The organism is Saltatorellus ferox (assembly GCA_007751475.1).
In the GTDB taxonomy this organism is placed as follows: domain Bacteria; phylum Planctomycetota; class UBA1135; order UBA1135.
The window spans coordinates 3,079,544-3,092,411 of the sequence record CP036434.1 but is presented as its reverse complement, the minus strand read 5'-3'; the positions used below and the strand labels follow the sequence as shown (position 1 = coordinate 3,092,411).

Below are 12,868 nucleotides of genomic sequence, written 5' to 3'. Positions count from 1 at the left end.
CCTGGTCCGCCACGGCGGCGGACGGCAGGCGCCAGTCTGTTATGTGAACGATAGGACGGATCGGCCCATTCGCCCAGGGGGGATTAGCTCTTTGAGCCGTCTTCCTTGGGCCGGGGGAGATCCGCGTGCTGGATGAACAGGTCTTTCATCTGATGCGGGTCGACCGTCGAGGGGGCGTGGCACATGAGGTCGGCCGCCGCCGTGGTCTTCGGGAAGGCCACCACGTCGCGGATCGACTCCATCCCGAGGGTCAGCGCGACGATCCGGTCCAGGCCGATCGCGAAGCCGCCGTGGGGCGGCGGGCCGTAGGAAAGTGCTTCGAGCAGGAAGCCGAACTTCATCTCGATCTCTTCCTTGCCGAGGCCGAGAAGGTCGAAAACCTTGGCCTGGGTGTCCTGGCGGTGGATCCGGATGGAGCCCGAGCCGAGTTCCCAGCCGTTCAGGACCAGGTCGTAGGCGCGGCTGCCCATCTTCGCGGGGTCCCCGGCCAGCTCCCAGTCGTCAGGGGCCGTGAACGGGTGGTGCTGGGAGACGTAGCGCGGCTTGCCCCCATCGGCGGGCTCGGCATCCCACTCGAACATCGGGAAGTCGGTGACCCAGAGGAAGTTCCAGGGGCCCGAGCCACCCTGATCGGCGCCGTCGACGGAGGGGATCATCTCCAGGGTCCTGGCGACGTAGGTCCGAAGCGCGCCGAGCGCCTTCCAGCACACAGGCTCCTCGTCGGCCACGAAGACGCAGAGATCGCCCTCCTCGGCCCCCATGACCTCCATGAGCTTCGCCCCGGAGTCGCCCTGGCAGAACTTGACGATGGAGCCAGCGGCGCCGCCCTCGAGGCCCGGCTTCCACCAGGCCATGCCCTTGGCGCCGTAGGTCTTTACGACCTCCTCGAGCTTCTTGATGTTGCCGCGGCTGATGCCCTCGGAGCCGCCCTTGACGCAGAGCCCCATGACGCGGCCACCGCCCTCGACGATTGACTGGAAGACCCCAAAGCCGGAGTGCGGAACCCAGGGACCGGCATCGATGAGTTCCATCCCGTAGCGCATGTCGGGCTTGTCGGAGCCGAAGCGCTCCATCGCCTCGCGCCAGCTGAGGCGAGGGAACGGCGTCGGGATCTCGGCGCCCATGGAGTCGCGGAACGTCTCGGAGAGCACGCCCTCCCACGCGGCGAAGATGTCCTCTTCCTCGACGAAGGACATCTCCATGTCGAGCTGGGTGAACTCGGGCTGGCGATCGGCGCGCAGGTCCTCGTCGCGGAAGCAGCGCGCCACCTGGAAGTAGCGATCCATGCCCGCCACCATGAGAAGCTGCTTGAAGATCTGCGGGCTCTGCGGGAGTGCGTAGAACTCACCCGGGTGCACGCGGCTCGGCACGAGGTAGTCGCGCGCGCCTTCCGGGGTCGCCTTCGTCAGGATCGGCGTCTCGACCTCGGCGAACTCCCGCTTGAGGAAGGCGTTCCGCATGGCGCCGATGAAGCGGCTGCGGTGCATGAGCCCGCGCTGCATGTCCGGACGGCGCAGGTCGAGGTAGCGGTACTGCAGCCGTAGCTCGACGGCGGTATCGAGCTTCTCCTCGATCTCGAACGGCGGCGTCTTCGAAGTCGAAAGCTTCTCGACCGTCGCCGCACGCAGTTCGATCTGCCCCGTGGGCATCCGATCGTTCGGCGCTTCGCGCTTCGCCACGACGCCGGTGACGGCGATGCAGTCCTCGCGTGCCAGCTTGACCTCGGCCTCGAGGTCCTCCGGCAGCACGATCTGGGTCACGCCGTAGCGATCGCGCAGGTCGATGAAGTAGATCCCACCGAGGTTCCGCCGCTGCTGGACCCACCCATTGAGGGTGACCTGGGCGCCGTCGTGGTCTTCGCGGAGTTCTCCGCAGTTATGCGTTCGGCGCCAGCTGGCTCCGACTTGGGTTGCCGTCATATGAGTGCCGAAGCGCGCAAATTCCTTCGCGCGACTATCTACGTTTCTTCGCGATCAGCTCGCGCATGAGCGCGCGAGACAGCGAGGCGCGGGCGCGCAGTATATCCAGCTTCTCGCCCTCGCTCGACTCGAACTGCTCGAGTCGGCGACGGGCGCGTTCAGCTGCCTTCACCGCGCGCTCCACGTCGATCTCGGAGGCAGGCTCCGAGGTGTCCGTCACGATGCGCACCACGTTGTCGCGCACCTCAGCGAAGCCGCCCGCGACGAACACCGAGTCCGCCGCGCCGCTTTCCGTCTTGTAGGCCAGCTCCCCCACACCGATCGCCGCCACCATCGGGGCGTGCCCCGACAGCACACCGACGCTGCCGTCGACGGTGGGAAAGCTGACGCTCGAGCAAGTCGTATCCAGGAGGATGCGCTCGGGCGTGATCACGCGGATGGAGAGGGTGCCGGCCATGGAAATCGGTCGCTCGTTCGAGACGGTGTGCTGGGTCGTGACGGGGGAAGGTCGAATCAGTCCTGGGACTTCATCTTCTCGGCCTTCGCGATCGCGGCATCGATGCCGGAGACCATGTAGAAGGCATCCTCGGGCAGAGCGTCGTGCTTGCCGTCGAGGATCTCACGGAACGAGCGAACGGTGTCCTCGCGCGGAACGAACACGCCTGCCATGCCGGTGAACTGCTCGGCCACGAAGAACGGCTGAGCCAGGAACTTCTGGATCCGGCGCGCACGGCTGACGACGCTCTTGTCCTCGTCCGAGAGTTCCTCGATACCGAGGATCGCGATGATGTCCTTGAGGTCAGCGTAGCGCTGGAGCGTCTGCTGGACCTGACGGGCCGTGTTGTAGTGCTCCTCACCCACGACCTGGGGGTCGAGCATGCGGGACGTCGACTTCAGCGGGTCCACGGCGGGGTAGATCCCGAGTTCCGAGATCGCGCGGTCCAGGATGATCGTCGAGTCGAGGTGGGCGAAGGTCGCCACCGGCGCCGGGTCCGTGATGTCGTCCGCGGGGACGTACACGGCCTGCATCGAGGTCACGGAACCGTCCTTGGTCGTCGTGATGCGCTCCTGAAGAGCACCCATCTCGGACGCCATCGTCGGCTGGTAGCCCACGGCGGAGGGCATGCGGCCCAGGAGCGCCGACACCTCGGAACCCGCCTGGACGAAGCGGAAGATGTTGTCGACGAACAGCAGCACGTCCTGGCCCTTCTCTTCGCGGAAGTACTCGGCCATCGTGAGGCCGGTCAGCGCGACGCGGAGACGGGCACCGGGGGGCTCGTTCATCTGACCGAACACGAGCACGGCGTTGTCGATCACCGACGCCTCGCCCCCGTCCGGAAGGCTGTACTTCGCCTCGGACATCTCGAGCCAGAGGTCGTTGCCCTCGCGGGTCCGCTCGCCGACGCCGGCGAACACCGAGAAGCCGCCCTTCTCGACCGCTGTGATCCGGATGAGCTCCTGGATCAGAACGGTCTTGCCGACGCCTGCACCGCCGAAGAGGCCGATCTTGCCGCCCTTGGCGAAGGGGCAAAGGAGGTCGACGACCTTGATGCCGGTCTCGAAGAGCTCGGAAACGGCTTCCTGCTCGTCGAACTTCGGCGCGTCGCGGTGGATCGGCCAGTGCACGCCGTCCTCGATGCCGCCGCGGGCGACGGTGTCGAGCGGGGTGCCGAGCAGGTTGAAGATTCGACCCTTCGTGCGCTCACCCACCGGCACCATGATCGGGTTGCCGGTGTCGAAGGCTTCCATGCCGCGGCTGCAGCCGTCGGTGGACGCCATCGCGACGCAGCGAACGACGTCGTTACCGAGGTGCTGGGCGACCTCGAGGACGAGGTCGATGTCTCGCTCTGCGTTCTTGACGGTGATCGAGTTGTAGATCGCCGGCAGGTGGCCCGAGGGGAAGCGGACGTCGACGACCGGGCCGAAGATCTGGGAGATCGTGCCTTTGGTCTGAGTGCCTGAAGACGCAGTTGCCGTGCTCATGGGATTGGAGTGCCTCGAAGAGGGAGGCGCTGGGGTAAGGGGCGTTGTTTTGTTCGGGAGGAAGGGAGAGAACGGAGCGGGGCCGGAGTTGATCTCGGGATCAATCTGGGGGGGGCCTACTTCACGGCTTCGGAGCCGCCGACGATGTCGAGCAGTTCCTTGGTGATGTTCTCCTGGCGCTTGCGGTTGTAGATGCCCTTCAGCTCTTTCTGCATGTCGTTGGCGGCATCTGTCGCGTTCTTCATTGCGAACCGACGGCTCGCGTATTCGCTGGTCAAGGACTCGAGCAGCGAGTTGTAGATCCGGATCTCCAGGTAGCGCGGCACGAGCGACTCGAAGATCGTCGCGGCGTCCGGCTCCATGATCGCATCGTTGTTCGCCGAAGCACCTGCACCATCGGCCACGCCCAGCGAATCCGGGGTCAGCGGCAGGAACGGCACGATCTGCGGAACGTACTTCACCATCGACTCGAAGGCGGTGAAGACGACGTGGACGTCCTTGTACTCACCGGTCTCGAACTCGTCGACGAGCATCCGACCCGTGAGGGCAGCCGTGCGGTAGTCGACCTCCTCCATCGGAGGATCGGTGATGAAGCGCTTGACCGAGTACCCGCGCGACGTCAGGTACTGGGCGCCCTTGCGGCCGTAGACGAAGAAGTCCGTGGTCTCGCGGGACAGTCCCTGGGCGACGCGGCCCTTCAGCCACTGCTCCATCTCGCGGAACAGCATCGTGTTGTAGGCGCCGCAGAGCCCGCGGTCCGACGTGATCAGAAGCACGAGGGAGCGCTCGCCCTTGCCCGGGTTGAACAGCGGCTGATCTGCCACGTCGTCGCCGAGCATGGAGGAGAGACGCTTGACCAGGCCAGCGATCTCCTGGCTGTAGGGCCGCGACGCGATCGCGCGGTCCTGGAAGCGTCGGAGCTTCGTCGAAGCCACCATCTCCATCGCGCGCGTGATCTGCTTGATGTTGCCTACGGACTTGATCCGTACGCGCAGTTCCTTGATTCCAGCCATATCGTTCGCCGACTTGGGTTTGAGCGGTTGGGTGATTCGTGGAGCGGGCGGTCAACCGGATGGTCGACCCCCACGGCCCGATCACGCGCCCATTTGCTTCTTGATGACGTCGGCAGCTGCCTTGAGCTGAGCCTTCACTTCGTCGGGAATGTCCTTCTTCGCGGTGCGGATGGCCTCGGCGGCCTCCGGGTGCGTGTCGTGCATGTACGCGATGTACTGCTTCTCGAACTCACGGACGTCCGAGGCCAGGATCGAGTCCAGCGCGCCGGACGTACCGGCGAAGATGACCATGACCTGGTCGGCGACTTCCACCGGCTGGTACTGGTGCTGCTTGAGGATCTCGACGAGACGCTCACCGCGGGTCAGCTTGCGCTGCGTGGCGGCATCGAGGTCCGAACCGAACTGGGCGAAGGCCTGGAGTTCGCGGTACTGGGCCAGATCGAGGCGAAGGGAACCGGCGGTCTTCTTCATCGGCGGGATCTGCGCCGCACCACCCACGCGCGACACCGAGATACCGGCGTTCACGGCGGGACGGATACCGGCGTTGAACAGGCTGCCCTCCAGGAAGATCTGGCCGTCGGTGATCGAGATCACGTTGGTCGGGATGTACGCCGAAACGTCGCCTTCCTGGGTCTCGACGACCGGGAGGGCCGTCAGCGAGCCACCGCCCGCCTTGTAGCGCGGGTTGATCTTCGGAGCCTCGTCCGAAAGGCGCGCCGCGCGCTCGAGGAGGCGGCTGTGCAGGTTGAACACGTCACCCGGGAACGCCTCGCGACCGGGCGGACGACGCAGGAGCAGCATGACCTGGCGGTACGCGAGCGCCTGCTTGTAAAGGTCATCGTAGAAGATGACGACGTCGCGACCCTCGTCGCGGAAGCGCTCGCCCATCGTGCAGCCGGCGTAGCAGCTGAGGTACTGCATGGACGCCTCGTCGATGGCCGACGCGCTGACGACGATCGAGTACTTCATCGCGCCTTCGGCTTCGAGGCGCTTCACGATGTCGACGACCGTGGACTGCTTCTGGCCGACGGCGACGTAGATGCAGATGACCTGGCTGGGGTTCTCGGGATCGCCTCCACCGGTGGTCTTCTGCGAGAGGATCGTGTCGATGAGCAGCGCGGTCTTACCCGTCTGGCGGTCACCGATGATGAGTTCGCGCTGGCCGCGGCCGATCGGGATCATGGCGTCGATGGCCTTGATGCCGGTCTGCATCGGGGTGTCGACCGGCTGGCGCTCGACCACCGAGGGAGCAGGCTGCTCGATCGGACGCAGGTCCTCCTCCGAGGTCCCGAGCGGCCCCTTGCCGTCCACCGGGTCACCGAGCGCGTTGACGACGCGGCCGAGGAGCTGCGGACCGGTCGGAACCGAGATGATCCGGCCGGTGCCCTTCACCTGCTGGCCTTCTTTCACCTTGGTGGCGGAGCCGAGGAGCACGCAGCCGACGTTGTCTTCCTCGAGGTTCAGGGCCACGCCGCGGACGCCGTCCCCGAACTCGAGCAGCTCGTTCATGACGCAGTCGTCGAGGCCGTACACGCGTGCCACGCCGTCACCGACGCTCAGCACGGTGCCAACGCTCTGCATTCCGCTGTCCTGGCTGAATCCCTCGATTTCCTTTTCGAGGATGGAGGTCACTTCGGCGGGTCGGAGGTCCATGGTTCAAAGGGCCCGAAAATGGAGTCGGGCGAGTTCCGGTGAAGGAAGAGGGGCTGGTGTTCGGAAGGTTGGGGTGCCGGGAGTTCGCTTCGCCGGGCCAGGGGCTCGGCGGAGCGCGTCTCGTCAGCTCGGCAGCGGCGACGACATCAGTCGTTCGCGGAGTTTTTCGAGGCGGCCTTGAACGGACGCATCGAACAGTCGGGCGCCAACGATCACACGGACGCCTCCAATGAGTTCAGGGACGGTGCGCTGGCTCAGCACAACGGTCTTGCCGAGGCGCCTGCCCACCGACTCCTCGAGGCCGGAGAGGTCCTCGTCGGAGAGCGGGCGAACGACCTCACAGATGCCTTCGACGCGTCCGGTTTCCGCGTAGACCTTTTCCTTGAAGGCCTGGCCGATGCCGGTCAGGACGTCCAGACGACGCCTCTCGAAGAGCAGACGTACGAAGCTCTGGGTCTTCGGGTGAAGCTCGTTCAGAAGAGGCTCGAACTTCGAGAGCCGGACCTCCTGGCTGACGCTGCTGCCGAACAGGAACGCAGCCACGGCCGGCGAGCTGACCTCGGAGGACAGTCGCTCGGTGTCGCGCTGGATGTCCTCGACGGCGTTCGCCTTCTGGGCGACCTCGTAGAGAGCTTCGGCCCAGCGCCTGGTGACGGGGTTCGAAATCGCGACGGGGCTCGACATCAGTTCGCTCCGACGATGTCCTGCGCGAGACGACGGTCGTCTTCGCTGCCGACGGAGCGGCCGAGGACCTGGGTCGCCGCCTGCATCGTGAGTCCGACGACCTCACCGCGAATCTCGGCCAGCGCCTTGTCGCGCTCGGCCTGGATCTGCGAGCGAGCCTGGGTCACCATGGCGTCGGCCTCTTTCTTGGCCGTGTCGATGATGTCACGCTCGCGGGCCTCGGCGCGCGAGGTCGCGGCCTGGATCGTCTTCTTGGCCTCGGCGTTGGCGTTGCCCAGCGCGAGTTCGACCTCGGCGCGGCTGCGCTCGGCGGCTTCGCTCGCGGCCTCTGCGGCATGAATGGCCGCGGACGCCTTCGAGTCACGCTCGATGAGGGCAGCCGTGATCGGCCCGAAGACCATCTTCCACATCAGCGGCAGCGCCAGGAAGAAGATGATGAGCGTCCACAGGAAATTCCCTGCGCCGTTCAGGTCGAAGACGTTGAATCCGCCCTCAGCGAGGAGGAGCGGGAGTCGTTCTAGAATCGCGTGCGTCAGCATGGCGTCCGAAGGAGGCGGTCCAGCGGAGAAGTCGATCGAGGGATCTCGAACGAAGGGGGTGTACGGGGGAGGCGCTACGGACTGCGGCGCCTGAGGAGGCCAGATCGAGTGGGACAGCTCGCATCGAAGGAAGACCCTCGAGTCGTGTTGCCCCGGCCTGGACTCCCCCATTCCGATGAGGCCCCGAAGGACGACTACATCGAGCAGGGAGAGCCCGGACCGTTTGCGACCCTGGCCTGTCGAAGCGCGTGACCTCGCCGGCGGCGCGAGCCCGAAGACTCCCGTTCATCCGGCTGGCGGCAGCGCCCCGAAAGGGCGGCTCAGGAGGAGGCGGTAGCGATGAGCAGGGTGACGACGACGGCGAAGAGCGAAACACCCTCGATGAACGCCGCGAGGATAATCGCGATGCCGCGGATCTTGCCGTCGGCTTCGGGCTGGCGGGCGATGCCTTCGGCAGCGGCGCCACCGAGGCGGCCAATGCCCATACCAGCGCCGATTGCGGCGAGGCCAGCACCAATGCCGGCTCCGGCTTTGGCGATGCTGAGGGAGGCTTCAACGGTCTCTTGAACGGGAAGGATCATGGCTTCCTGGTTGCGTGGTGGTCCTTGGGGGACCGGCTGGGTCGATGGGGTGCGTGCCTGGCAGCTAGGCTGCCGAGAACGCGGTCAGGGTGATAAGGTCAGCTCGTCGCCGATCAGTGCTCCGGATGAACCGCAGCGCCGATGAACAGCGAAGAGAGGAGGGTGAAGATGTAGGCCTGCACGAGCGCCACGAAGGCCTCGATGATCATGATGAAGACGGCGAAGCCGACCCAGACGGGGCTGAGTGCGGTACCGACCGTCGACCCGAAGGCAGACCAGAAGAAGAAGATCAGCGCCATGAACGACAGCACGACGAGGTGACCGCCGGTGATCGTGGCGAAAAGTCGAATCATCAGCGCGACGGGCTTGATGATGAGTCCGGCGACCTCGATGAGGAACATCAGGGGCCAGAGGAACCCGGGCACGTGGGGCACGAGGTTCTTGAAGAAGTCGACCGGCCCCTGGGCGATGATGCCGCCCACGATCATCAGCGTGAACGTGATCAGCGCGAGCGCGCCGGTGACGAAGATGCTCGCCGTCGGCGTGACCGACATCGGCGTGAGCCCCATCACGTTCATGAACAGGATGAAGAAGAACAGGAACATCATCAGCGGCAGTAGCTTGGCGCTGAGTTCCTTGCCCATGGCGGGCTCGACGAGATCGTCGCGAAGCCAGAGGGCAAAGCCCCCCATCAGACGCGAGACGTAGTCTCCCTTGCCGGTCCGCAGGTAGCTCGGAACGCCCGAGAACGCGACGAGAATCATGAGCAGCGCTGCGATCTGGAAGATCTGCAGGTTGTACATGACGAACTGCGTGCCGTCCTTGTGGGGATCGCCGTCGAAGGCGGACAGGAAGCCCGGGAACGGGATCGAGACGAGCGGCCCAGAGGCTGCGTGGCCGTGGTCATCGCCCGCGTGGTCGTCATGCCCGTGCGCGTCAACACCGTGCGCGTCAGCACCGTGCGCGTCAGCACCGTGCGCGTCAGCACCGTGCGCGTCAGCACCGTGCGCGTCAGCACCGTGAGCCGCGACGATGGGTGACGGGATCACGTGGTAGTAGAGCGTCGTGAAGATGGAGCTCGGCTCCGCCACGCGCTCGACGCCGTCCTCCGTCACCGTCGGGACCTTGTGATGGTCTGTGTGACGGTTAGCGAGGAAGCAGGCGCCGACCAGAATGGCCAGCATCACAAGCGGGCGGAAGATGCTCACGTCGCGCTCTCCAGCGTATCGCTGGAGCCAGGAGGATGGACTGGGGAGGAAACGGCTTGGGCAACCGAGGACACAGAGCCGACCGTGGTGGTCCCGCGGGGACCGTCGGTGGGCTTTCGAGGCAAAGAGAATGCCGAACCGGAACGCGGATCGCTCGAATCGGCTTCGATTTCGGTCGGACTTTTGTCCGCACCGCCTTCGACCGACCCGGAGGGGCGATCCGAATCGTTGAGGATGCTGCCGTCCGAGACCGCCTTGAGGTGATCGAAGAGGCCGCCACCGAGGACGAGCACCACCACGATCGCGAAAGCGACGAGGTAGGCCGTCGAATCGGCCAGCCGCCCGACCTGGGGCAGGTAGTTCATCGCGGCCCAGGGCAGGACGGCCCCGAGGCACTTCGCGAAGAAGCCGAGCGTCAGCGCCTTGAACGCCGCCTCGGTGCTGAACTTCAGCGCCGTTGCCACGAGCGTGTGCGACAGGAGCGCCACGGCCGCGCCGATGAAAGCGCCGGCGAGAATCCCCGCCGAGTTTCGGTCCATCCCCCCGCTCGAGGTTTCGCTCGCGACACCGCCCGCGGCATCGAACACCGCAGGATCCGGCGCAAACGTCCCCGTCAACGCCACGACCGACGCGCCGAGAACGGCGGCGATGGCGGTGAATGTGGCGATGCGCTGCATGGACGGGAGGGGATGCGTGGGGGCTATTTGAACTTCTTGAGGAGCGAGATGGTGCCGCCCGCGAAACCGAGGGCAACGCCGAGGACCAGGAGCCAGGGCTTCGTTCCGAAGCGCCCGTCGGCCCAGTTTCCCGCGAGAGCGAACACCACGATGGCCGCGCCGAACTGAAGTCCGACGCCCGCGGCGTTCACCTGCTTGCGCTGATCGCGGACCCAGTCGGCATCGGGTAATCCGTTGCCGTCAGCATCCATCCTCGAACCTGCCTCCCCATGACTCGGGGGTCGGTCTTCATGGTCTTGTGCTGACATGGGGTCGAAAAATCGGCGTTTGCGCGAACGAGGATAGGCATGCGCACCCCGAGGTCAACGAAGTGGCCCGGGAAACGATGCGACTGCTCAACAAAAAGACAGCCTTGCGCCAATCTACGCTCCCCCACAGGGCATCCGTGCCGCTATTCTCCGCCGGAATTCCCCCGGGCATCCTGTCCGGGGTACCCGATACCCAGGTCGCGTACGTCGCGGCCGTCCCCTCTTCGAACGGAGACCCCTGTGGAGCGCACGCTCGTCCTTCTCAAGCCCGATGCCGTCCAGCGCGGCCTCGTTGGCACCATCATCGCCCGCTTCGAGTCCAAGGGACTCAAGATCGTCGGCCTCAAGGCCCGCACGTTCGAGCGCTCGCTCCTCGAGAAGCACTACGAGGTGCACAAGGAGCGTCCCTTCTACGGCAACCTCGTCGACTTCATGAGCTCCGGCCCCGTCTGCGCCATGGCGCTCGAGGGCAAGGACGCCATCGCCGTCGTCCGCACGCTCGTCGGCAAGACGAACGCCCGCGAAGCCGCCCCGGGCACGATCCGCGGCGACTACGGCATGAGCTTCTCGAACAACCTCGTCCACGCTTCCGACGCCGAGGACACGGCCAAGTTCGAACTCGGCCTGTGGTTCAGTGACGCGGGCGAGCTGTCCGACTGGACGCCCGCCGACCTCGAGTGGCGCTACAGCGTCAAGGAAGAGCTGTAGGCTGAATAGCCTCTCCAGCCGCCACGTCGCAGAGCTCTGCGGCGAACTCCAGCCGATCCTCGTCGGCTGGACGGTGAAGGACGTCCAGGGGCTGCCGCCCCGGGACGTTCTGCTCATTCTGGAGCCGCCCGCCGCGCCCCACGCCGCGGACCACGGCGGTTCGGCCGAGCCAGGCGACGGCCCACCCATCCTGCGTATGCGGCTCGCCGCGGACCCGAACGCACCCCGGATCCATCTCCAGCAGGGCCGCGTGAAGCGACACGACGGTCCGATCGGGCCGTTCTTCCAGGCGCTCGAAAACGAACTCCTGGGCGCAGAGCTACGCCGCATCGCCCAGGTGAAGGGCGACCGCATCGTGATCGTCGAGTTCAAGTCCGGGGGCGGCAAGCGCGCGCTCCTCCTCGAACTCTTCGGGCGTCGCGCCAACGCGGTGCTGCTCGGCTCGGGCGACAAGGTGCTGGCGGTCGCGATGGAGTCGCCGCGCAAGGGCAACGCCGAACCGCGGCTCGTCATCGGCGAGGAGTGGAAGGCCCCCGGACTCGGCGCACCGCCGAGCGATCCAGGCCCTTCGATCGAGGAGGCGTTTCCCGCCCCGGCCGAGCCCCCACCGGGCAAGGTCAAGGACCGCGCGCCGCTCTCCTGGCGGGTCGAGTCGTCCCTGGGCCAGGAAGCCGAAGAAGCCCACGCCGAGGACGCACGCCGCACCCTGCGTCAGCGCGTCAAACGGCGAATGGGCAGCGCCGAAGGCCTTCTGCGGGGTTTGCGCGCCAAGGCGGAAGCCGCCAGCCAGGCCGATCGCGTGCGCCAGGACGGCGAACTCGTGAAGGCGATGCTCGGGACGTTCGCGCGCGGCGCGACGGTGCTCGAGGTCCAGGACTGGTTCGAGGAAGGCGCGCCCACGCGAAGAATCGAGCTGGACCCGAAGCTCTCCCCCAACGAGAACGTGCAGAAGCTGTTCGATCGCTTCCACAAGCTGGAGCGTGCCCGGTCGACCGTGCTGGAGGAGATCGAGCGCGCCGAGTCGCGGCTCCTGGAACTCACGGCCCTCGCCGAGCGCGCCGAGGACACGGACCTCGACGCCGAGGCCGTGGATGACGAGGCCGTCGCCCAGGGTCTCCTGGAGCCGCGCCAGATCTCGGACGTCCGCAAGAAGAAGCAGCCCGCCCCGCGCAAGCCCTACCGGACCTTCATCGGCAGCAAGGGCTCCGAGATCCGGGTGGGCCGGACGGCCCGGGACAACGACACGCTCTCGATCCGGCTGGCCCGCGGCTCGGACTACTGGCTCCACACGGCCGACGTCCCCGGCAGCCACGTGATCCTCTGCACCGCCCGGGGCCAGGAGCCCCACCAGGAGGAGATCCTGGACGCGGCCCACCTGGCGATCCATTTCTCGCCCGTCCGCGGCACGGATCGAGCCCCGGTCCACGTCGTTCAGCGCAAGCATCTCCACAAGCCCAAGGGGGCCAAGCCTGGACTCGTTACCCTTTCGGGCGGCCGAATCCTGGAGGTTCGTGTGCAACCGGCGCGACTGAGCGCTCTATTGCGCGGCTCCGGCCCCTCCCCCGATCCCAAGAGCTAGTCGTCACTCTCTCGTC

Annotated in this window: 13 protein-coding genes; 2 read left to right on the top strand and 11 right to left on the bottom strand. The window is 66.3% G+C overall.

Features of this window, described 5'->3' with window-relative positions; all coding sequences use genetic code 11:
- Positions 1 to 83 precede the first annotated feature (83 nt).
- The 11 genes from aspS to Poly30_RS10980 form a co-directional block, all read right to left on the bottom strand.
- Positions 84 to 1,919, bottom strand: coding sequence for an aspartate--tRNA ligase (gene aspS, locus Poly30_RS11035; RefSeq protein ID WP_145197188.1), 1,836 nt, complete (start codon positions 1,917 to 1,919; stop codon positions 84 to 86).
- 34 nt (positions 1,920 to 1,953) lie between these two features.
- Positions 1,954 to 2,376 (bottom strand): ATP synthase F1 subunit epsilon, encoded by a 423-nt coding sequence (atpC, locus tag Poly30_RS11030; RefSeq protein ID WP_145197186.1) that lies wholly within the window; start codon positions 2,374 to 2,376, stop codon positions 1,954 to 1,956.
- 56 nt (positions 2,377 to 2,432) lie between these two features.
- Positions 2,433 to 3,902: a F0F1 ATP synthase subunit beta gene (gene atpD, locus Poly30_RS11025; RefSeq protein WP_145197184.1), complete on the bottom strand. Its 1,470-nt coding sequence runs from the start codon at positions 3,900 to 3,902 to the stop codon at positions 2,433 to 2,435.
- Positions 3,903 to 4,018: 116 nt separating this feature from the next.
- Complete coding sequence (gene atpG / locus Poly30_RS11020; protein WP_145197183.1) at positions 4,019 to 4,915, bottom strand: ATP synthase F1 subunit gamma; 897 nt, start codon at positions 4,913 to 4,915, stop codon at positions 4,019 to 4,021.
- Between the two features lie 81 nt (positions 4,916 to 4,996).
- Positions 4,997 to 6,568, bottom strand: coding sequence for a F0F1 ATP synthase subunit alpha (gene atpA, locus Poly30_RS11015; protein WP_145197181.1), 1,572 nt, complete (start codon positions 6,566 to 6,568; stop codon positions 4,997 to 4,999).
- A 123-nt stretch (positions 6,569 to 6,691) separates the two neighbouring features.
- A complete protein-coding gene (gene atpH / locus Poly30_RS11010; RefSeq protein ID WP_145197179.1) occupies positions 6,692 to 7,252 on the bottom strand; it encodes an ATP synthase F1 subunit delta in 561 nt (186 codons plus the stop codon).
- Entirely contained in the window at positions 7,252 to 7,791 is a 540-nt protein-coding gene (gene atpF / locus Poly30_RS11005) for a F0F1 ATP synthase subunit B (protein ID WP_419191249.1), read from the bottom strand. The genes atpH and atpF overlap by 1 nt, the downstream gene beginning before the upstream one ends.
- Positions 7,792 to 8,111: 320 nt before the next feature.
- The gene (gene atpE, locus Poly30_RS11000; protein ID WP_145197175.1) at positions 8,112 to 8,372 is read right to left on the bottom strand and encodes an ATP synthase F0 subunit C; all 261 of its coding nucleotides are present in this window, start codon (positions 8,370 to 8,372) and stop codon (positions 8,112 to 8,114) included.
- A gap of 113 nt (positions 8,373 to 8,485) precedes the next feature.
- Positions 8,486 to 9,580 (bottom strand): F0F1 ATP synthase subunit A, encoded by a 1,095-nt coding sequence (gene atpB / locus Poly30_RS28360; protein WP_419191248.1) that lies wholly within the window; start codon positions 9,578 to 9,580, stop codon positions 8,486 to 8,488.
- The gene (locus tag Poly30_RS10985) at positions 9,577 to 10,257 is read right to left on the bottom strand and encodes a hypothetical protein (protein WP_145197169.1); all 681 of its coding nucleotides are present in this window, start codon (positions 10,255 to 10,257) and stop codon (positions 9,577 to 9,579) included. The genes atpB and Poly30_RS10985 overlap by 4 nt, the downstream gene beginning before the upstream one ends.
- Before the next feature lie 23 nt (positions 10,258 to 10,280).
- Entirely contained in the window at positions 10,281 to 10,565 is a 285-nt protein-coding gene (locus Poly30_RS10980; RefSeq protein ID WP_145197167.1) for an AtpZ/AtpI family protein, read from the bottom strand.
- Between the two features lie 240 nt (positions 10,566 to 10,805).
- Here Poly30_RS10980 and ndk point away from each other — a divergent pair, with 240 nt between their 5' ends.
- Positions 10,806 to 11,273 carry a nucleoside-diphosphate kinase gene (gene ndk, locus Poly30_RS10975; RefSeq protein ID WP_419191247.1) on the top strand — a complete coding sequence of 156 codons (468 nt, stop codon included), beginning with the start codon at positions 10,806 to 10,808 and terminating at the stop codon, positions 11,271 to 11,273.
- A 73-nt stretch (positions 11,274 to 11,346) separates the two neighbouring features.
- Positions 11,347 to 12,852 carry an NFACT family protein gene (locus tag Poly30_RS10970; RefSeq protein WP_145197163.1) on the top strand — a complete coding sequence of 502 codons (1,506 nt, stop codon included), beginning with the start codon at positions 11,347 to 11,349 and terminating at the stop codon, positions 12,850 to 12,852.
- The last annotated feature ends 16 nt before the right edge of the window (positions 12,853 to 12,868 follow it).

What these genes read in the sequence shown, in the direction of transcription:
- atpD (WP_145197184.1), bottom strand. Translation starts at nt 3,902, where the DNA reads ATGAGCACGGCAACTGCGTCTTCAGGCACTCAGACCAAAGGCACGATC.
- atpG (WP_145197183.1), bottom strand. Translation starts at nt 4,915, where the DNA reads ATGGCTGGAATCAAGGAACTGCGCGTACGGATCAAGTCCGTAGGCAAC.
- aspS (WP_145197188.1), bottom strand. Translation starts at nt 1,919, where the DNA reads ATGACGGCAACCCAAGTCGGAGCCAGCTGGCGCCGAACGCATAACTGC.
- Poly30_RS10980 (WP_145197167.1), bottom strand. Translation starts at nt 10,565, where the DNA reads ATGTCAGCACAAGACCATGAAGACCGACCCCCGAGTCATGGGGAGGCA.
- atpH (WP_145197179.1), bottom strand. Translation starts at nt 7,252, where the DNA reads ATGTCGAGCCCCGTCGCGATTTCGAACCCCGTCACCAGGCGCTGGGCC.
- Poly30_RS10985 (WP_145197169.1), bottom strand. Translation starts at nt 10,257, where the DNA reads ATGCAGCGCATCGCCACATTCACCGCCATCGCCGCCGTTCTCGGCGCG.
- atpA (WP_145197181.1), bottom strand. Translation starts at nt 6,568, where the DNA reads ATGGACCTCCGACCCGCCGAAGTGACCTCCATCCTCGAAAAGGAAATC.
- atpE (WP_145197175.1), bottom strand. Translation starts at nt 8,372, where the DNA reads ATGATCCTTCCCGTTCAAGAGACCGTTGAAGCCTCCCTCAGCATCGCC.
- atpC (WP_145197186.1), bottom strand. Translation starts at nt 2,376, where the DNA reads ATGGCCGGCACCCTCTCCATCCGCGTGATCACGCCCGAGCGCATCCTC.
- atpF (WP_419191249.1), bottom strand. Translation starts at nt 7,791, where the DNA reads ATGCTGACGCACGCGATTCTAGAACGACTCCCGCTCCTCCTCGCTGAG.